This is a genomic window from Xenorhabdus sp. TS4 (assembly GCF_014467265.1).
Taxonomy (GTDB): domain Bacteria; phylum Pseudomonadota; class Gammaproteobacteria; order Enterobacterales; family Enterobacteriaceae; genus Xenorhabdus; species Xenorhabdus ehlersii.
On the sequence record NZ_NKHQ01000006.1, the window covers coordinates 105,710 to 125,868 of the forward strand.

At 43.3% G+C, this 20,159-nt stretch carries 18 protein-coding genes, 1 tRNA gene and 1 pseudogene; 8 read left to right on the forward strand and 12 right to left on the reverse strand.

Annotated elements, in window-relative coordinates; all coding sequences use genetic code 11:
• Nucleotides 1–11: 11 nt before the first annotated feature.
• From fadJ to Xets_RS04620, 3 genes are all read right to left on the reverse strand, one after another.
• On the reverse strand, nt 12–2,195 hold the full coding sequence (fadJ, locus tag Xets_RS04610; RefSeq protein WP_187651227.1) for a fatty acid oxidation complex subunit alpha FadJ: 2,184 nt from the start codon (nt 2,193–2,195) through the stop codon (nt 12–14).
• Nucleotides 2,195–3,505: an acetyl-CoA C-acyltransferase FadI gene (gene fadI, locus Xets_RS04615; RefSeq protein ID WP_187651228.1), complete on the reverse strand. Its 1,311-nt coding sequence runs from the start codon at nt 3,503–3,505 to the stop codon at nt 2,195–2,197. The genes fadJ and fadI overlap by 1 nt, the downstream gene beginning before the upstream one ends.
• A 292-nt stretch (nt 3,506–3,797) precedes the next feature.
• Nucleotides 3,798–4,094 (reverse strand): YfcZ/YiiS family protein, encoded by a 297-nt coding sequence (locus Xets_RS04620; protein ID WP_187651229.1) that lies wholly within the window; start codon nt 4,092–4,094, stop codon nt 3,798–3,800.
• A 360-nt stretch (nt 4,095–4,454) separates the two neighbouring features.
• On the opposite strand from Xets_RS04620, the gene fadL reads away from it, so the two are divergent.
• Nucleotides 4,455–5,765, forward strand: coding sequence for a long-chain fatty acid transporter FadL (gene fadL / locus Xets_RS04625; protein WP_187651230.1), 1,311 nt, complete (start codon nt 4,455–4,457; stop codon nt 5,763–5,765).
• Between the two features lie 67 nt (nt 5,766–5,832).
• On the opposite strand, the gene mlaA is transcribed toward fadL, so the two are convergent.
• Nucleotides 5,833–6,585, reverse strand: a complete 753-nt coding sequence (gene mlaA / locus Xets_RS04630) for a phospholipid-binding lipoprotein MlaA (protein ID WP_099132052.1) — start codon at nt 6,583–6,585, stop codon at nt 5,833–5,835.
• A gap of 544 nt (nt 6,586–7,129) precedes the next feature.
• Here mlaA and Xets_RS04635 point away from each other — a divergent pair.
• Nucleotides 7,130–7,310, forward strand: a pseudogene (locus Xets_RS04635) (helix-turn-helix transcriptional regulator).
• Here Xets_RS04635 and Xets_RS04640 read toward each other — a convergent pair.
• Nucleotides 7,297–8,472: a site-specific integrase gene (locus Xets_RS04640; protein WP_099132053.1), complete on the reverse strand. Its 1,176-nt coding sequence runs from the start codon at nt 8,470–8,472 to the stop codon at nt 7,297–7,299. The pseudogene Xets_RS04635 and the gene Xets_RS04640 sit on opposite strands and share 14 nt — an antisense overlap.
• 193 nt (nt 8,473–8,665) lie before the next feature.
• Here Xets_RS04640 and Xets_RS04645 point away from each other — a divergent pair.
• Nucleotides 8,666–8,740: transfer RNA gene (locus Xets_RS04645), tRNA-Arg, on the forward strand.
• A 161-nt stretch (nt 8,741–8,901) separates the two neighbouring features.
• Here the strand turns inward: Xets_RS04645 and Xets_RS04650 are convergent.
• The 7 genes from Xets_RS04650 to Xets_RS04680 are packed head-to-tail and all read right to left on the reverse strand — an operon-like array spanning nt 8,902 to nt 14,850.
• The gene (locus Xets_RS04650; protein ID WP_187651231.1) at nt 8,902–9,756 is read right to left on the reverse strand and encodes a tagatose bisphosphate family class II aldolase; all 855 of its coding nucleotides are present in this window, start codon (nt 9,754–9,756) and stop codon (nt 8,902–8,904) included.
• A 9-nt stretch (nt 9,757–9,765) separates the two neighbouring features.
• Nucleotides 9,766–10,200: a PTS galactosamine/N-acetylgalactosamine transporter subunit IIA gene (gene agaF, locus Xets_RS04655; protein ID WP_099132055.1), complete on the reverse strand. Its 435-nt coding sequence runs from the start codon at nt 10,198–10,200 to the stop codon at nt 9,766–9,768.
• A gap of 9 nt (nt 10,201–10,209) precedes the next feature.
• On the reverse strand, nt 10,210–11,103 hold the full coding sequence (locus tag Xets_RS04660; RefSeq protein WP_099132056.1) for a PTS system mannose/fructose/sorbose family transporter subunit IID: 894 nt from the start codon (nt 11,101–11,103) through the stop codon (nt 10,210–10,212).
• Nucleotides 11,093–11,881, reverse strand: coding sequence for a PTS N-acetylgalactosamine transporter subunit IIC (gene agaW / locus Xets_RS04665; RefSeq protein ID WP_099132057.1), 789 nt, complete (start codon nt 11,879–11,881; stop codon nt 11,093–11,095). Before agaW ends, Xets_RS04660 begins: the two co-directional genes overlap by 11 nt.
• Before the next feature lie 10 nt (nt 11,882–11,891).
• Nucleotides 11,892–12,374, reverse strand: coding sequence for a PTS N-acetylgalactosamine transporter subunit IIB (gene agaV, locus Xets_RS04670; RefSeq protein ID WP_099132058.1), 483 nt, complete (start codon nt 12,372–12,374; stop codon nt 11,892–11,894).
• A gap of 14 nt (nt 12,375–12,388) precedes the next feature.
• Entirely contained in the window at nt 12,389–13,558 is a 1,170-nt protein-coding gene (locus Xets_RS04675) for an SIS domain-containing protein (protein WP_099132059.1), read from the reverse strand.
• Complete coding sequence (locus tag Xets_RS04680) at nt 13,555–14,850, reverse strand: D-tagatose-bisphosphate aldolase, class II, non-catalytic subunit (protein ID WP_099132060.1); 1,296 nt, start codon at nt 14,848–14,850, stop codon at nt 13,555–13,557. The genes Xets_RS04675 and Xets_RS04680 overlap by 4 nt, the downstream gene beginning before the upstream one ends.
• A 530-nt stretch (nt 14,851–15,380) precedes the next feature.
• Between Xets_RS04680 and Xets_RS04685 the strand changes: the two genes are divergently transcribed.
• The 5 genes from Xets_RS04685 to Xets_RS04705 all read left to right on the forward strand — a co-directional run bounded on the left by Xets_RS04685 (nt 15,381) and on the right by Xets_RS04705 (nt 20,104).
• Nucleotides 15,381–16,328 (forward strand): glycosyltransferase family 9 protein, encoded by a 948-nt coding sequence (locus tag Xets_RS04685; RefSeq protein ID WP_187651232.1) that lies wholly within the window; start codon nt 15,381–15,383, stop codon nt 16,326–16,328.
• A gap of 173 nt (nt 16,329–16,501) precedes the next feature.
• Nucleotides 16,502–16,873, forward strand: a complete 372-nt coding sequence (locus Xets_RS04690) for a YkgJ family cysteine cluster protein (protein WP_099132062.1) — start codon at nt 16,502–16,504, stop codon at nt 16,871–16,873.
• A gap of 189 nt (nt 16,874–17,062) precedes the next feature.
• Complete coding sequence (gene mtnK / locus Xets_RS04695) at nt 17,063–18,328, forward strand: S-methyl-5-thioribose kinase (protein ID WP_099132063.1); 1,266 nt, start codon at nt 17,063–17,065, stop codon at nt 18,326–18,328.
• A gap of 9 nt (nt 18,329–18,337) precedes the next feature.
• Nucleotides 18,338–19,432: an S-methyl-5-thioribose-1-phosphate isomerase gene (gene mtnA, locus Xets_RS04700; protein ID WP_099132064.1), complete on the forward strand. Its 1,095-nt coding sequence runs from the start codon at nt 18,338–18,340 to the stop codon at nt 19,430–19,432.
• 27 nt (nt 19,433–19,459) lie between these two features.
• Entirely contained in the window at nt 19,460–20,104 is a 645-nt protein-coding gene (locus Xets_RS04705) for an L-fuculose-phosphate aldolase (RefSeq protein ID WP_099132065.1), read from the forward strand.
• The last annotated feature ends 55 nt before the right edge of the window (nt 20,105–20,159 follow it).

Sequence of the window (20,159 nt, forward strand, 5' to 3'; positions counted from 1 at the left end):
AAAAATTAAAATTATGCGTGAAATTTATTTTTCTGTTCAGCCATCTGGATTAAACGCTCACAGGGAGCAAACCTTTCGCCATATTGCGCCTCCAGACGACGTAGGATTTCTACAACTTTATCGCTGCCAAGCCTATCAATATAACGGAATGGTCCTCCCAGGAATGGCGGGAATCCGATGCCAAATACAGCACCAATATCACCATCACGAGGACTTCTGATAATTCCCTCATCCAAACAGCGCACTGCTTCATTCAGCATCAGCATCACACAACGCTGGGCTATGTCAGCAGGCAACATTTTTATAGCTGGCTTGATCTTTAATAAGGAATAAATCGATGCGTCCACTTCTTTGTTAGGTTTTTTGCCAAAAGGCCAGAATGAACTTTTTTTACTCGCATACAAATAGAAACCGCGGCCATTCTTTTTGCCCTTTCGGTCATCCCGCAAAATTGCATCCAAAATCTCTGGCGCTTCAAATCGACTTCCCAATTCTTCTACCAAAACAGGGATAATTTTAGTGCCTACATCTATGCCAACTTCATCCAGCAGATTGATTGGGCCAATAGGAAAACCGAAATTCATTAAAGCATTATCAATATGTTCAATCGGCTCACCTTCCAATACACAATAACCAGCCTCATTAATGTAAGGTGTCAGAATTCGGTTCACATAAAAACCTGCTTTATCCCCGACAACAATCGCTGTTTTTCCCTGTTTCTTGGCCAACGCCACAACAGTTGCGATCGTTTTTTCACTCGTTCCCGCATGTGGAATGACTTCCACCAACGGCATTTTGTCTACAGGGCTGAAATAGTGAAGGCCAATTACCTGTTCTGGTCGAGTCGCCGCTTCAGCGATCTTATGGATTGGCAATGAAGAAGTGTTAGATGCAAAAATAGTTTCGGGTTTCGTATTTTCTTCAATTTCTGCAACCATTTGGCGTTTCAATACTAAATCTTCAAATACCGCTTCAACTATAATATCAGCTTGCTTAAACCCACTGTAATCCGTCGTTCCTGTCAATAACGACATCTGACGAGAACGCTCACTTGATTTCAAACGACGCTGTTTTACCCGCTTAGAAAGGAGATCCCATGTATATTTCAATGCCTGATTAATGCCTTTTTCATTAATATCTTTAATGCGAGCAGGCAAATTTCCCCGCGTCACAGTCACATTGGCAATACCGCCCCCCATCAGGCCTCCTCCCAAAATCCCCACATGTCTGATTTCCGCGGGCTGTTCTGAAGAGCCAGTTTCATTCTTCAACGTTGTAGAAGCAAAGAACAGGCTCCGCAATGCTTCTGATTCCTGTGTCATCGCCAGTTCACCAAATGCCTTGGCTTCAAACTGAAAACCTTTCTCTGAGCCTTTTTCCAGGCCAGCACAAATCACATTGATGATTTTCTCTGGAGCAGGATAATGGCCACGAGTTTTTTCTCGCGTTTTTTTATGAACCATTTGGAATAACAACGGCCTGCCTAACGCACTTGCCAGTATACGCTGCGACCATGCCAATGGCTTACGCTTCACGATGCCTTTTTTAACATATTGCACAGCAACATCTAGCAAGATATCTAAAGGAACTGCCTCATCTACAACACCCAACCGTTGCGCCTGTTTTGCCTTAAGCTGACGGCCGGTCAATATGATGTCCAAAGCAGCACTGACACCAATCAAACGAGGCAATCTCTGCGTTCCGCCTGAACCTGGTAATAACCCTAGCTGAACTTCCGGCAAACCAAGACGGGTTTTTTCATCCAAAGAACAGATACGCGCATGACAAGCCAATGCCAACTCCAGCCCACCACCTAAGCACGCGCCATGAATTGCTGCCACAACAGGCAGAGGATAATTAGCAATCTGCGCAAACAGTTTTTGCCCTTTTTCAGCCAATGCTGTCGCTTCTTCCTGGGTTTGGCAATTCGCTATCATGCTAATATCAGCACCTGCAATGAAGGTATCTGGCTTACCGGATACAATAACCAGCCCTTTCAAGCCTGAAACTTGTCGTGCTTTTTCAAACATGATCAGGAACTGTTCAACAAATTCGGCTTTCAGTGTGTTAACTTTCTCTCCTGGTACATCAATGGTGATAATTCCCACCTTGTCGTCCCTGACAGAAAAACTGAATACCGATTGCTCCGGTTGCATTACTGCTGACATAACCGTTTCTTTTTCAGCCTGAACCATTATTCCACCTCCAATACCATTGCTGCACCCAAACCACCCGCGGCACAAGCTGTTGTTAATCCAAACCCACCCCCACGGCGACGCAATTCATTCAACGTTTGGGTAACCATTCTGGCTCCTGTCGCCGCGAAGGGGTGCCCATAAGCAATTGATCCACCCAATACATTGAATTTATCCATATCCACTTCACCAATTGCCTGAGTACGCCCCAACTTTTCACGGGCAAATTTCTCACTGGCAAACATTTTTAAATTCGTTAGTGTTTGGGCAGCAAATGCTTCATGCATGTCGATAAGAGTCAGTTCATTCAAAGTGATACCAGCACGCTCCAGTGCCAACGGGGTTGCATAGGACGGCCCCAGTAACATGTCCTGCCAAACATCAATGGCAGAAAATGCATAACTACGTAAATACCCCAGTGGAACCATACCGAGTTCTTTGGCAACGGATTCACGCATTAACATCACTGCTGCTGCACCATCCGTTAGTGGTGTGCTGTTTGCTGCAGTCACTGTGCCATGTTTACGATCAAAGGCCGGACGCAATTTGGCATACGAAGCTAACGTCGAGTTTTTTCTGATGTTGTTATCTTCTGCCAAGGTTTTGCTGTATGGCGGGAAATATGCCGATATAATTTCCTCTTGCAAAAGCCCTTGCTCCCAGGCTTTGGCTGCCATTACATGAGAGCGGTGCGCAAATGCATCCTGATCTTCGCGACTGATATGATAAGTTTTTGCCATCTGCTCAGCGGTATCCCCCATTCTCAACCCCGTGGAATACTCAGCAACAGCAGGAGATACAGGCAATAAATCACATAATTTCAATCGGCTGAGTAATTTTAATCGTTGGGGGAGACTTTTGGCTTTGTTCATGTCAACTAACGTGCGCGCCAATGACTTAGTCACTCCGATAGGCAAAACAGATGAGGAATCCGCGCCTCCAGCGATCCCTATATTGACTACTCCTGCCATAATACTTTCAGCCACGTTTGCGATTGCCTGAAAACTCGTTGCACAGGCACGGGAAACACTATAAGCATCAGTATTCACACTTAAGCCTGCCCCCAAAACAATTTCCCTTGCAATATTTGGAGCTTCCGGCATTTGAACAACCTGCCCAAAAACCAATTGGTCGATCTTCTCAGGCGACAAACCGCTCCTAATAACCAGCTCGCTTACAACAGCCTTTCCCAAGTCAACAGCCGGAATACCGTGGTAGAAAGTTGCTTGTTTCGCAAAAGGAATGCGCAACCCGCTGACAATAGCGACACGTTCCCTTTGCGGTATTACTTTTGTTGAAGAACGACCCATAGCAACTCCTAATTATTATTAACTAAATCAATTGATTGATTAAAAATATTTACTTACCTCATAAGAGGTCAGACCTGATGATGCATTGTTAACGCAATGTTGGAAAATAGCAAATAGGTATAAACTAAAAATGAGAACAAACTCAACTTTAAACTATTTATAATTTATACAACTTAAATGAAGAATAAGTGGCAGGAGTACAAAGAAAAGGCCATAATTTACAATCTATTACTAGCGATTTTCTCACTGTTTGGCATGACAAAACAATGAGAAAACCGTTGTTCAGCGTGAATTAACGCAAGCCTAACTGAAAAATGAGAGCTTCTGCTTGACAACTAAAGGTAAAATCCACAGATAGTTGCATTCCACCGTCAACTGCTTCGATGCTGTGATGTATAATACATGGATCAGATTCCACTGATTTAGCCTTTTTGATCAATGCATTAAGCATAACTTCGGCTTCTTGTTCACTCACAAAAACACACTGGTAAGAAGCGGTGCAATCTTCATTATCAATAACGGTTCCCACATCAACACAGCAGCAAGCAGCCGTTTCTTCGGCACTACAGCGGTTAATCGCATCAGACATTTAAATTTCTCCGGCTAAAAAACATGCTGATAATTCTACGTTCTCCTGACTACTGATAACCAGCATTTACGCTGTTTGGAGCCATTTATCTCACAATTTATTGATCTGACCACACCAACAGAAATCCATTTACACTTCATTAACGGAAGCTGTCTACTTTTTGTTAAGCAAGTCCCAATTTAAGAATCATTTTAGTTATATTTAGAAAACATTCTTGCAACATATTCTATTATCAAGCCTATACTTCGTGCACTGGTCTGATTTGTCATTGTTGTCATTGCGACAAATCGACTCTACAATCCCGCGCTCTCAGCTACTTGAGTGGCATGTTAATAATAATTAGACAATGAGGTTTTGGTTATGGACCAGAAAAACCTATTTACACGTTCAGCGTTAGCAGTGGCGGTTGCAATCCTCTCATCCAACGCTAGTGCTGCTGGTTTTCAATTGAATGAATATTCATCATCAGGACTAGGCCGTGCATTTTCTGGGGCTGGTGCCGTTGCAGATAACGCTTCCGTAGGCAGTCGTAACCCTGCGGCCATGACCTTATTTGATCGTCCATCGTTTTCTGGTGGTTTGGTGTATGTCAACCCAGATGTTGATATTACCGGAAAGTCACCTGTGACTGGTCAGAGCACAGATGCTAAAAACATCGCACCACATGCATGGATCCCAAACCTGCATTTTATCACTCCAATCAATGATCAATGGTATGTTGGTGCATCAGCCGTGAGCAACTTTGGCTTATCCACGGAATTCAGTAATAATTATCCTGCTGGCCTAATTGGTGGGAAGACATCACTCAAAACGTTGAACTTTAATCTAAGTGGTGCTTACAAATTTAATGATCAATTCAGCTTTGGCTTAGGTGTCAATGCTGTTTATGCCGATGCCAAAATCACTCGTCATATGGGTGAAACTGGTTCTGCAACATCCACAATGACAGGACTTAATACCCAAGCAACTACTGAAGCTGCCAAATTGGAAGGTAAAGATTGGGGCTATGGCTGGAATGTAGGATTCCTATATCAGTACGATGAAAACAACCGTTATAGCCTGACGTATCGTTCCAAGGTCAAAGTTAAGTTCAAAAAGGGGGATTACAGCAATGAAATGCCAGCTCTGCTCCCCGGTGGCCTCGCTGGCAACACCATTAAAGGTACTCTGGATCTGAACTTACCTGATATGTGGGAACTTTCGGGCTATAACCGTGTTGCACCACAATGGGCAATTCACTATAGCTTCTTGTATACAGGCTGGAGCGAATTTAAAGAATTACGTGGTAAAAGCAAAGATTCCGGTGCTACCTTATTCCAAAAGCACGAAGGTTTCCGCGATGCTTACCGTATCTCGCTAGGTACAACTTACTACTATGATGATAACTGGACATTCCGTACCGGTATCGCCTTTGATGAAAGTCCTGTACCAGCCAAAAATCGTTCTATCTCCATTCCGGATCAAGATCGTTTTTGGTTTAGCTTAGGAACCACTTATGCATTCAATAAAGATGCTTCTGTGGATGTCGGTGTTTCCTATATGCGCGGTAAGAAAGTACATGCTAGCGAGAAACTGCAAGAGAATGCACCTGCTCCTTTCAATACACCATATGAGTTTGATTCCAAAGGAACCGCATGGTTGTATGGCATAAGCTTTAACTACTCGTTCTAGTACATATTAGAACCGAATCTAAAAAAAGGATAGCACCGCTATCCTTTTTTTAGTTATAGGTAACGAATTAATCTATAGAATCCAATTCATCTTGAATACTTGCCGCATTAGGATTTTTTTCCGGCTCCAACTTGCCACCATTAGCCATAAAATCGTGGCGTTGGAAGTAAGCATCGCGCATCATCAAATAAGGATCTGAAGAGTTTTTTAGCAGGCCATCAGAGTCCAGCAAGCGAGCGCGGGTTTCTATACCTTCGAACACCCATTTGCCTACCAACATCCAACCAGTAAGATAACTCAATACGGGATAAGTCATATCCGCAAAGTTACCGCCTTCATCACGCAATGTAAAACTACCGTAACCGGGCAGAACAACATATGGGCCATACCCCACGTTATAGTGTCCTAATGTGCTACCAAAGCGCATTGGATCTTCTTTTGCCAGTTTGGGATTCGCCATGGAAGCAACATCAATAAGCCCCCCCATTCCCAACAAGGTATTCAAAAAGAAACGGTTAAAGTGTTTCGCACCTTCATGAACATCTCCACGCAAAAAACTGTTAACCATGCTGGCTGGTTCTTCAAGATTACTCATAAAATTGCCAATGCCATTTCGCGCTGGCATCGGCATATAATTACGCCAACCTACAGCAACCGGGCGCAGTACATACGGATCGAGAACATCATAATTAAAGTTGAACATAGCACGGTTAAACCCTTCCAGCGGATCAGAACGCCCCTGTTCCATCATATTCGATGAACTGGCACATCCCACAAGTAAGACTGCTGTAAGAGCAACCCCGCTCAGACGAGACTTCATATTGTTCTCCATATAATTATTTTTAGATATTAACTATCACGCTGCATACCAGCTAATGCACCCAATATGTAAAATATACCGCCAATCTTTCATTAATGGTAATCAAAAAGAGGGGTGATTATATAGGCAAACAGTTCGTTATGCCTTATCTTTGACAAGAAAAACAGGTATACAGCGTTTCGTTGTCCCCTTAGTGGATATAACGAACCAATAAGGTAATTAGTTGATAATTAAATAAAAAATATTAAATAAATATCTTACAAGTACACCAATATCTACACAACTTCAAAAACAACCCTCTTTTTCTTACTTCTTATTTTACTATCTCTATCTTAATCCCGACAGTTACCTGTGGTTATCTTTCGGGACCCGTCCCAAATGCGTTCCACCTTTTTAGTCTCTTGATATTTCATATTGTCATTTATTAACTTAACCGCAATTCTCGATAAATACACACCTAAATTCAAACCATTCAACCACATGAAGTTCAGCGCTAAATCTGTGCTGGCGTATTATGTGAGGATAATTCAGAAGGAGATGAAGGATGGATAAAAACTTAATTGAAGAAAAAGAGGTTTTTGATATGTTAGGAAAGAAAAGAACGGCAATATATCGGCTCAGGAAAAAAATATGGATTTCCTGAACCAGTTCTCAATCATCCCGCCCGATACAGCCATTCAGCTATACGTGAGTGGCTCGACAATGGCGGAGTCAACCGTTCGTGAGTTGCTTAATATGCCAAAATACTTTATCTGCATATAGCTCATACGCCTCTTTTTGTTCATCAATCCAATCGTGCTTGTTGTACACAGCCATCACCCCGCCTAATTCGTGCCCCAGCATCTTCTCGGTGACATGGGGTGCAATCCCCTCGCTTGATAAATTAGTCACCAGCGAACGTCTAAAATCATGTGTACGCCATTCAGGTATACCGATAGACTTCCTTAGCTTGTTCATATAGAGGTTTGCTGACGATCTGTCTATGGCTTTATCCAATTCCTGTCCAGGAAACAAAATATCATTACCCATGTTTAATAGTCGTTCTATATATGGCGTGATCTGCTTAAATATAGGCCTTCTAATTACATTGCCCATTTTCGAGTGAGCTACCGGAGTCGTCCAGATCAAATCATCCATATTAAATTCATTGGCAGTAGCTAGCCGTAACTCAGATAATCGAGCACCCCATAACAAAAGGAGTTGATGTAATATTTTGTTGGATGAAACTATCTTATTATTTTCCAGTGCTAACCAGACCTTAGCCAGTTCCGTGTAAGTTAAAACTCGGCTACCAGTGTCTGGTTTTTTGCCTATATTTTTCACGCTAAGTTTCATGACCTCGCATGATGGGATAAATTGCCTTCCTATGCACCAGTTAACCACTGAGCGCATTTGAGTTAAAAGCACTCTGGCTTTTTTAGGGTTTCCCTTTTCCTGTTTGTCGAAAAACTTAACCCAAGATGACACAGGTATGCTAGCTACTGGTGTATCCAAGAATTGTGTGTACATCGTGTTGTACACGACGGACTTATAAAGTATCTGAGTATTGGGTTTTAGCGTAGATACGTACTTATCCCACCAGTAGTCAAGGCAGTCTTTTAATGTTGCCTCTTCTTCAGAATGAGAGAAATACATTTTTGGATCAAGACCCTTTATGTACAATGAGCGCATATTACCTACTGCTACTCGTGCGTCCTTTAATGACATCTCAGGATATCGACCAACAGTAAGGCGAACGGGCTTGCCATTCCAGCGATATCTGTGCTGAAATGTTATGGTTCCGTTTGGAGTGATCCTGACACTCAAGCCGTCACCATCGGTTAATTCAGGTTTGCCTTTGTAGGGCTTGTTGTGGATGCCACGAAGTTTAGTGTCGCTCAATGCCATAGCTATAACCTGTACACAAGATGAAATGTGATTATGTACTCAATCTGTACACAATGGCAAGTGAACGAACCGACTACAACGAAAAACAAACGACAACAAAACGAAACAAACAAAGGCAAAAAACTTGATTAAAACAGGCATAAAGAGATAAGATACAAACGACTCAAAACAGTCTGAAACAAAGCAGTAAAAAGTCCCCTTAGTTAAATGGATATAACGAGCCCCTCCTAAGGGCTAGTTGCAGGTTCGATTCCTGCAGGGGACGCCAGAGTCAACTAAACTGCAATAAAGTACATGATGGGATTGTCTATCTGAAGGAATTGGGTACTTGTCATACAGGTCAGTATCAACACCATGATCAGGCAAACCACAGGTATAGAGAAGTCAGCCATTGTGATCTCTATAAAGGGTGGCTACCCTGATTTATGATTACATCATTCCTGCGCTACCGCAAATGCGGATTTTAGTTTCGACCACCTTGCGCATTGCCTCTTTACCCGGTGTGATATATTTGCGCGGATCGTTTGCATCCGGGTGTTCAGCAAAATATGCTTTAACCGCGTCAGCAAAAGCAATTTTCAGATCTGTCGCCACATTCACCTTGCAGATCCCGAAATTAATCGCATGCCGTACCATCTCCTCAGGGATACCTGATGCACCATGCAGAACCAGTGGAATATCAACCTGCTGCCTGATAGCGGCCAGGCGATCAAAATCAAGGTGTGGCTCTCCGTGATACAGGCCATGCGCTGAACCTATCGCGACCGCCAGTGAATCAATGCCTGTACGAGCAACATATTCTTTCGCAGCCATAGGATCAGTATAGAAACTATCTTTGCTATCGACGGCTAAGTCATCTTCCTGCCCGCCGAGCCTGCCTAATTCTGCCTCAACACTGACATCGTAGTTCTGACAAAATCGAACCACACGGGATACCGCCTCGATATTCTGCTCAAAAGGCAGATGTGAACCATCAATCATCACAGAACGGATACCGGACTGCACTTTATGACAGATATCATCATACTCTTCATGGTGATCCAGATGCAGTGCTATCGGCAGATGGTTGATATACGCCGCTTCACGACAGATAGACACCATATATTCCAGCCCTGCGTAGGTAAAGGTGCCAGGTGTTCCCGCCAATATCACCGGTGATGACAGTGCGGCAGCGGTTTCTACCACCACCTGCACTGTTTCAAGGTTATGGACATTAAAGGCAGGTACAGCGTATCTGCCACGCTGCGCTTTTTTCAGCATTTCCCGGTTAGAAATCAGATACATGTTATCTCCTCAGATACCATCAATACCCTGTGATGCCTGTCTTTCACGCTGCTGCTCATGCCACAGGCTGGTCAGCCCACGATGTCCGCATTCCAGTGCCATGTCGCGAAACTCGGTGACTGTCATACCGTCACGCTCAAGCATCATTTCCGCAGCCATCTGCATATTAGTACCAGTAATGACCTGATATGCAGGATGATTTAATGCCATCTGCGCAGCCTGTCTGAACGGAGAACCGCCGAGCAAGTCAGTGAGAAAAACCAGCCCTTCACCCTGATCACATTGGTAGCACGCAGCCTCCAGTGCTTTTTTCAGTGCCTCAGTACACATTCCTTCTGGAAAATCCACGGCTACACACTGCTCTTGCGGACCGATAACCTGTTCTACCGCCTGCAACAGACCACTGGCAAAACCGCCATGTCCGGTTATCACTACACCTAGCATCTGCACTCCTTATAGAAAACCGACGAACTTACCGACAATCCCAAACACCACTGTGATACCAATCAATTTCACAGGTGATGCTCCCTTCTTCATCAGCCAGTAAACCAACAGAGTAAAAGCCAGAGGCAACAGATTAGGCATCACTTTATCCAGTACATCCGTCTGTAGAGCGAGCTTCGCTTCGCCGGCCTTCAAGACTAACGGTGTGGAAAGATGAACGTAGGAAGCCACCAGTGCGCCTATTACTGTCATACCGACAATTGAAGCCGCATGAGAAATGTTCTTGGTGTGCGCTTTCAGCATGGCAATCGCTTTGATTCCTGCCCGATAACCGTAATGTGCCAGTCCGAAACGCAGGACAAAGTGCGCAATGTTGAACATCAGCAGAAAAATAATTGGCCCGAATAAACTGCCCTGAAGTGCCAGAGAGGCACCAATGCCGGCACAAATAGGTAGTAGTGTTAACCAGAATAAAGCATCACCAATCCCGCCTAAAGGCCCCATCAATGCAACTTTCACAGCACGGATGGTAGACACCTTCTCTTTACTCCTTTCCATCGCTAGTACAAGCCCAGAAAGGAAAGTGACGTCAAAGGGATGGACATTGATAAACTCCATATGCATTTTCATGGAGTTGGATAGGTCCTGTGGATTTTTATGGATCTTGCGCAGTGCCGGTATCAGGGTATATAACCAGCCCCCTGCCTGCATACGCTCATAGTTAAACGATGCCTGTAATAATAGTGAGCGCAGCGCCATTACGTTAATATCGCGGTTTGTCAGTTCAGGACTAAGCTCATTGTCAATATAGTCGTCCCGATCAACCTGGCTGGTTGCTATAGCCTGAGCCATCCTCTGTTCCGCTTTTGCCGCCAGCGCTTCATCTGAGTCATTAAATGCCATCGTTCATCTCCTGTGCAGTAGTCTGAGAGCCAGTACTCTGATCGTCGTTGCTGTCGTTACGGGTACGATTAAAAAAATCAATCAATGCAATTGCGAATGCGCCAAGTGCTACTGCAATAATCGGCATATTCAGGAAAGTCACAGAAATAAAACCTAGAATGAAGTAGGCCACATAGGTTTTTTTCATCATAAACTTCATTAGTAATGAGAAACCGATAGCAGGCATCATTCCCCCTGCTACCGCAAGGCCATCAAGCAGCCATTGTGGTGCTTTCCGAACCATTGTGCTCGCCGCATCTGCACCGAAATAGACAGGCAGGAAAGCAACAATAAAGTAGAAAAAGAACAGAATGAGTATACCGAAATAGTTGACCCATTCTACACCACGCCAGTTCAGTTTTCTCACCATTTCATCGCACTTATGCATCATCGGCGAATAGATAGTAAACAACAGTGTGATACAACCCTGTACGGCTATCGAAAACGGCACAGCTATTCCTATCGCCACTTTCGGATCGGTATGGGCCATGATCGCAAACGTTGTCCCAATCACCCCGCCGATAACCACATTAGGCGGTTGCGCTCCGGCCAGCGGCACCATGCCCATCCAGACCAATTCCAGCGTTCCACCAACCAACAAACCAGTCTGTACATCTCCTAAAATCAGTCCGACTAAAGGACCAATCACTATGGGACGGTGAATGTGAGTCAGTCCGTTAAACAGGTCAACACCGGCGATCCCTGCCAGTAAAGCGATAAGTAGTGCGCTAGTAAGCATACTGGCCTCCTCAGCTAATCAGCTTAGAGACAGATTCACCTGCTTCATCCGGCACCCTACGGATTTCACAAGTGATTCCCAATTTATCCAACTCACGGAATGCATTGATATCAGCGTCATCAACAGAGACCGTTTTGTGGATCTGTTTTTTTCCTTCCGAGAAATGCATATTTCCGACATTGACAAATTTGATAGGAACACCTCCTTTAACCAGAGTAAGCACATCCTGAGGTGTTTTGCAGACAATAAAAATTTTCTGCCTGTCCGCCGCCTTGTGAATGACAGCGATTGTTTTCTGCAATGTGAAATAGCGGGTCTGCACACCGTCAGAGACCACCATATCCATTAAAGATTGGGCAACAGGGTCGGCTGATGCTTCATCATTTGCCACCACAACCAAATTCGCGCCCAGTGAATTTGTCCAAGTCACGCCAACCTGACCATGAATCAGACGGTTATCGATTCGGGTCATCAATATGTTTGGGGCAGACATACTCACTCCTATTATTATTTTGTATATTGATAAGGGTATAATTGGACACCTTTTACAACTCGGTTTACTTCCCCTGTCGGGCAAGGATTATCGGGTGATAAGCTATGTGACAACGAGGTATTGAATGCCAACAACTGGAAGAAGATAAGATATGGAAACATCAGCCAAATATCAGAAAACCCGCTATTCAGTTCAACAGCTCCCGGCAGTGGCAGGCTGCTAAGCGGAATAATCTGTTTTGCCAGTTCATCATGTTTCAGTTCATTGAGCAGATCGATATCATAACGGCGGCAATACGCTTCTGCCGACAGCATCACGATAACTAAGGTATTTTCATCAATCATGAATTTAGGCCCGTGACGTACACCGAGTGTAGAGTCAAAACGGGTTGCCACTTTACCGGCTGTCAGTTCGAGCATCTTCAGAGCGCCTTCTTCCGCAATACCGGTAAAACAGCCGGAACCCAATGCTACCATTCTGCTGAAACCAGACTGTGATACTTTCTGAACCCGCGGCAACCATTCTGAAAAACACGTTTCACAGAGAGTGGCCATCTTTTCGACTGACTTATCTGCCCGTGCAAAATCCAGTTTGCCAAGCAGTAACAATGTCGCCAACGTCATGCAACTGAAGCTGGATGTCATTGCAAAACTACGATCATGGGAACCTTTAGGCATAATCAGCGCACAGGCATTGTTCTTGCCCTCTGCGCGCTTGACCTTTGCATAATGGGCAAGCGCACCATCTGGATTACAGGTAAGTATCAAGTGATAAACATCATCTGCTAACTGATCCGCCAGCTCAATTGCCCCGACACTTTCCGGGCTGTTACCGGAACGTGCGTAGGAGACCAGTAAGGTCGGACGCTGTTTTTCAAGATACTGCCACGGTGTCGGCACAATATCCGTTGACGCATAGGCGTAGACATCCAACCCACAATGTTCACGTAACCACGGAGCCATCGCTTTACCGATAAAAGCGGAAGAACCGGCACCACAGAGGATAATCTGTAAATCAGGCTTAACTAACAATGAAGACAAAAAAGGCTGCCACTGTGCCGCACTGGATTCCAGTTCACGATAGAGTTCACGCCATAAACGGGGTTGATGGGCAATCTCCTCTGCGGTAAACAGCGCATTGTGTTCTTCCAGCCATGACTGTGAATATGACAGTATCGTCCTCATGCTACAGCTCCTTCACTCTGTCCCTCACACGCTAGTGCGTACTGAAGTAAAACGGTTCTCACTTTATCCATCACCCACGCTTTCGGATCATGTTCCAGCCGCCCTGCTTTTACTGCTTCGGCCTGCTCAGGTAGGTACTGACTTAGCATCGACAAGGGTATTGGATTATTACGCAGGTTATTCAACAGATTATTGACTGCCGTTTCTGCCTTTGGAGCTGCCCAGTAGTAACGGATGCGGTCACTAAGACTGTATTGGCGGTCGATATATTGCTGATGTGCACTACCTTGGTAATAAGGACTCCAGTACTGAGGCTGTTCATGCATGATTTGCTCCAGCGTACTGTGCAGGTGAGCTGCATTCAGCTCACCATTCCATTCACGGTCTAGCTTATCGAGAGCAAACAACCCCTCACGCAAGGCAAACGTCAGCGCCGGCCCTACCTTTAGGATGGCAAAGTGGTCACGCACCAATTCACGGTAAGCACGCAGAGTCTGATAATCCGTAGAATGAGCCTCATAAACCAAATGGGGGACGGTTTCGATAAACTGGCTTAGTGTTTGTGCTTTCGCTGACTTGTAATGTTCAACATTATGATGATCAAATTCGACGCCAGGCTGAACCACAAGGCCAATAACCCGCGGCCAGACATCCGCTAAACCGTGCTCTTGCCATGCGTGTTGATGAATTTTCAGCGTCGTTTCTGCTGCCTGAGGTGAAGTGATCTGCATCCCTGCCATTGACGCCTTAGCACCTCCCGGTACAGGAACTTCAGTACCAATCACATAAACAGGGCGTTCACCGCTGTGCTCTTTCCAACTACGCTCAGCAACCTGACACAGCCTCGCTGCACGGGATGCTACGATTCCATCACTAAGCGGCACCGGATCATCTGCACAGGACATTGAACAATCGAGATGAATTTTCCTGAAACCTGCCGCAATATAATCGTAAATCAGTGTTTCAGAGAGCTGCATAGCCTCTTGCGCGCTACGGTTCTGCCATGCATTAGGACCCAGATGATCGCCACCGAGCCAGACTCTTTCGCGGGGAAGCCCTATTTTGTCAGCAATTTTCCAGATCATTGCGCGGAAATCTGCCGGTTGCATTCCGGTATATCCGCCGAACTGATTAACCTGATTAGAAGTCGCCTCAATAAGTACCGAAGAGTTTCTCTCTTTGGCTAAACGAATTGCACTTTCCAGCACCCAAGGATGCGCCGAGCAGACAGAGTAAATCCCTACGTTCTCGCCTGATTTATGGCGACGGATCAACTGTAATAGTGGCTGCATAGTATCTCCAGTCTATTCAGATAGGGTTAAAAACATTCGTTTTTAATTAAAATAGATATTTCTTATTCATCAACCACAATGACATCGACATCAAAAAAATCAGCGCCTGACGATAATCCCAGCTTCAAGGTCAAAACCGTCCACATCAAGAAACAATTACAGCAGAGTGGATCAATCGAAAATGTGATCCTTATTAAAGTTCATTTTTAGAGAAAAACCACCCCCGAAAATATTTCATTTTCATTCAAATCGAAAGCATGATCTTTCATTCGGCTTATTCGTTCTTCTACTTAAAGGCAGTCAGGAACTATAATTAAAGGAATTAAAAAATTAACAAACTTTAGTATTTTTTACGGCAACGACATCACGAATAAATTAAAAATCAATCATCACATTGATTTTGTGGATAAAATAGCCTGTAATCTCGACTATATGTGAGAAATTTGCTCAGTGGTGTTAAAGAATGGAATTAATTTAACTATAATGAAATCAACTTTAAACGATAGAATTTTTAATTCTGACAATGCTCTATGAAAATAGCCATACTACGTCGAAATGGACTTGGTGATCTCATTTGCACTCAACCATTAATAAAATTTTTACAGAAAACATATCCTGACGCAGAGATCAGCCTATTTATAGATTCTGGCAATGCTGAACTTGCTCATTATTTGTACCCTGAAATCAATATCTGTATCATCCCTAAAGGAAATAAATACCTGGCTATTATTAAAACTGCATTAGCATTTCGTCGAAAAAAATTTACTATTGCTATCTCAGCCAAACCTACACCTATGAAGCTAAATAATCTATTCTTATGGCTATTAGGGGCTAAAAAACGCTATGCTGTTGTTACAGATAAGCATTGGCATGCAAAGTTAATTAACTATCCAGTGAATCAGGAACAAGTTAATGGTTACCATCAGGCATTAAAAGTATTACGTACATTTTCACCTAATGAAAATAAATTATCTGCTGAACTTTTTCCTTGTATCAAATTTAACAATACCTTTCAACCTATTGAACCGCAGACTCCCATGATTTTATTTTCTGTATCTAACAATAGAAAATACAGTCTCATAAATAATGAACGTCTCACTTTAATAGCAAATAAAATTCTAGAAAATCACCCAGATACAAAATTTTTTATTTCTTCATATCAGCATGACACTCCTTTAGCTGAGGATTTAAAATTACGTATAGGAAAAAATAGTGAAGTTGTAGTATCCGATTCTCTGGATTCTTTTTTAGCTTTATTGAATAGCATGACACTCATTGTTGTCGGTGATGGTGGTATTTGTCATTTAGCAGCCGCGCTACAGAAAAAGCTTGTTGCCTTTTATGGTGTAACAAAACCTGAAAATTGGGCACCACTGGCTACAAAAGATAAGTCTATCACATTATACGATCCTGAAAATGTCAACAATATTGATTTAAATAAAGTTTATCCAGCTATATTTTCTTTGCTAAAGGAGTGATTTATTAAATAACTTCAATTACATCCAAAAGATATAAATTTATCTTGAAAATAGATATAATTTGACAACATAATTTATTTTTAAGGAGGCTCGCTTTCCATTGGAGAACAGGCTTTTGAGGAAAGGTTATTTTACCTAAGTATATACCTTAAACATCAGATAGTGACTCTGGTATGAGTAAGACGTTAATTTCTCAATCTAAGTTACAAGACAATCCCTGTATTAGCTGCGGTGCTTGCTGTGCATATTTTCGTGTTTCATTTTATTGGGCTGAAGCTGAGGATGGTGGCGGTACAGTTCCCGTATCTATGACCGAAAAATTAAATGATTTCATGCGCTGCATGAAAGGCACAAACGAAGCTCACCCCCGATGTATCAATTTATGTGGTGAAATTGGTAAATCGGTTTCCTGTTCTATCTATGATAAAAGGCCCTCTCCTTGCAGGGAATTTCCCCAGGCCTGGGAAACAGAAGATTATAATGAAAGTTGTGATCGTGCCAGAGCTGCTTATGGCCTTCCCCCTCTGCCAAAATCTCAACCATAGTTGATACTCGTTTGATATTAGTCGAATAAAAAACAGAATATTTCACTCAAGAGGAATTCGTTAGTCCCATCACAGACACCTTACTTTTGCATATCTATAGTTAACAAATGTAAATTTCATTACAGCAGAATGAGTTATCGCTGTGCAATTTATGAACTTTCCTTCATGAAATTATCAGGATGAAAAATAATGTCTGCTCATCTTCCTACAGGATATATTCCACAAACTTGCGAATCTTTATCACATTATCTTGCTAAAAATTTACCAACCACCATTTCACCAGGCGGTTCCCCTGAAACCTGGCAAATTCAAGAAGTGGGTGATGGAAATCTTAATTTAGTATTTATCGTCTCTGGAAAAGAAAAAACGATTGTCGTCAAACAAGCCCTGCCTTATGTACGGGCTGCGGGTGAATCATGGCCACTTTCCCTTGTTCGTGCGCATTTTGAATATCATGCTCTAATTGAAGAAAAAAAAGTCGCCAAAGAATATGTTCCTGATGTCTATTTTTATGATGAGAAAATGTCTCTCTTTGTCATGGAGTATTTATCTCAGCATATCATCCTGCGCAATCGCCTTATTGCCGGAGAAAAGTTTCCCCATCTCGCCGAAGATATTGGCATTTTCCTTGCGAATACGCTGTTCCATACCTCCGATATTGGCATGGCTGGTAAAGATAAAAAAAATCTTACTGCTCTCTTCGTTAATAATCATGAACTTTGCAAGATCACTGAAGATCTGATTTTTACTGAACCCTATTTTAACGCAGAGAGAAATAACTGGACTGCCCCCCAACTTGACGATGAGATTGACTCCATTTGGCAAGATCGAGCACTCATTCAAGCCGCCATGCAGTATAAGTATCAATTCATGACGCAAACACAAGCTTTGCTGCATGGTGATCTCCATTCCGGCTCAATCATGGTGACGCCAAATTCCACCAAAGTTATTGATCCAGAATTTAGTTTTATGGGGCCAATGGCGTTTGATATCGGTAACTATATCGGTAATTTATTGATGGCTTACTTCGCCCAGCCAGCCCTGCGAGAAAATAATGCCCAGTGCGTTGATTACCAGACATGGCTTTTAGGGCAAATAGAAACAACCTGGTCGGTGTTTGAACGCCATTTTCGCCAATTATGGAATGAAAAAGACATTGGGGATGCCTATCCTGTCGTGCTTTATCAACAGGGCACATTCGATGCTTCCTTCTTAAAAACAGTGCAAGATAACTTTCTATCCACCTTATTTAAAGACACACTCGCCTATGCTGGCTTAGAAATTAATCGTCGTATTGTTGGGTTTGCCGGTGTTGCCGATTTTAAACAAATTGAAGATCAAACCCAGCGCGCTATCTGTGAAAAACGGGCACTAAAACTGGCACGAGAATTGGTAGTCAATGGAGAAAATTATCCCACTTTTTCGCTAATCAGACGTTATATTGCACAGTGTTAAGAGATTGATATGAAAATTAACGGCATTCATTACCGTTCTGTTTGGCTTGCCAGCGATGGTTATACCGTCGAAATTTTCGACCAAACCAAACTTCCTTTTGAAGTGCAGACTATTCAACTACGCACTATGCAAGATGCTGCAACAGCCATCAAAGAAATGTGGGTACGGGGAGCGCCTTTGATTGGTGCCGTCGCCGCATATGGTATGGCTTTGGCAATGCATCAAGAAAGTAGCGATGAAAGTCTGCAACAAGCTTACAATGTTTTGGTGAAAACCCGCCCTACTGCGATCAATTTAAAGTGGGCTTTGGAGCGAACTTATCGAGTACTAGAAAATCTCGAACATTCACAACGTGAAACAACGGCTTATCGTATCGCCAATGAAATTGCAAATGAAGATGTGGAATTCTGTCACAAAATTGGTGAGCATGGATTAAAAATAATCCAGAGTATCGCAGAAACCAAATCAACAGGCGAAACGGTCAATATTTTGACTCACTGCAATGCCGGCTGGCTCGCGACGGTAGATTGGGGGACGGCTCTGGCGCCAATTTATATGGCACATGATGTCGGGATCAAGGTTCATGTCTGGGTTGATGAAACCCGCCCACGTAATCAAGGAGGGTTAACTGCTTTCGAATTGGGTTCACATGGTGTACCACATACTTTAATTGCTGATAACGCCGGTGGGCATTTGATGCAACATGGCAAAGTGGATCTCTGTATTGTTGGCACAGACCGGACAACTGCTCGAGGCGATGTATGCAACAAAATCGGTACTTACCTCAAGGCATTAGCAGCCAAAGCCAATCAGGTGCCTTTTTACGTTGCCCTGCCATCTCCTACACTGGATTTAACAGTCTGGGATGGCGTAAAAGAAATTCCCATTGAGCTACGTTCAGGTGAAGAACAATCCCACGTATATGGCATCACACCTGAAGGTCTACGAAGCTGGGTCAACACAGCGCCACATGGAACATCTTGCGAAAACTATGCTTTTGATGTTACACCTGCTGAACTTATCACCGGATTGATTACTGAACGTGGGATTTGTGATGCCAGTGCGGAAGGATTACGGGCGCTTTTCCCTGATCTGTGTGGGTAACCGTCATTATCATGCAAGGTAAAAATGATGAATAGAGAGCAAATCGCCCAAGAGATTATTGAAACTTGTCTCAAAATGAACGCGCTTGGATTGAACCAAGGGACATCGGGCAATATCAGTGCCCGCTATCAAGCCGGTTTTCTGATTACTCCCAGTGGCATACCTTATGAAAAGCTAACGGCTGATCAAATCGTATTTGTCAGTAATCAGGGGGAATATGAAGCCGATAAGGTGCCTTCAAGCGAATGGCATTTTCATCTCTCTTGCTATCAAGCACGTTCTAATCTCAATGCCGTTGTACATAACCATGCTGTTAATGCCACGGCAGTCTCTATTCTCAATCATGCCATACCTGCTATCCACTATATGGTTGCCGTTACAGGTACTGATCATGTTCCCTGCATTCCCTATGCCACTTTTGGGACGACTGAATTAGCTGACAATGTAAAAAAGGGGATCGCATACAGTAAGGCATTATTGATGCAGCATCATGGCATGATTGCAATGGAAGTTAATCTGGAAAAAGCGCTATGGCTGGCCAATGAAATTGAGATATTGGCACAACTTTATTTAAAAGTGCTGCCAATTATAGGAACAGTTCCGATACTTTCTCCGGCAGAAATGCAGCAAGTGCTGGAAAAATTCAAAAGTTATGGACTAAAGGTAAAATAGCCGCGAGATTCTATATATCAGAAGAAAAAGTATTAAGGGGATATTACGCTAAGGT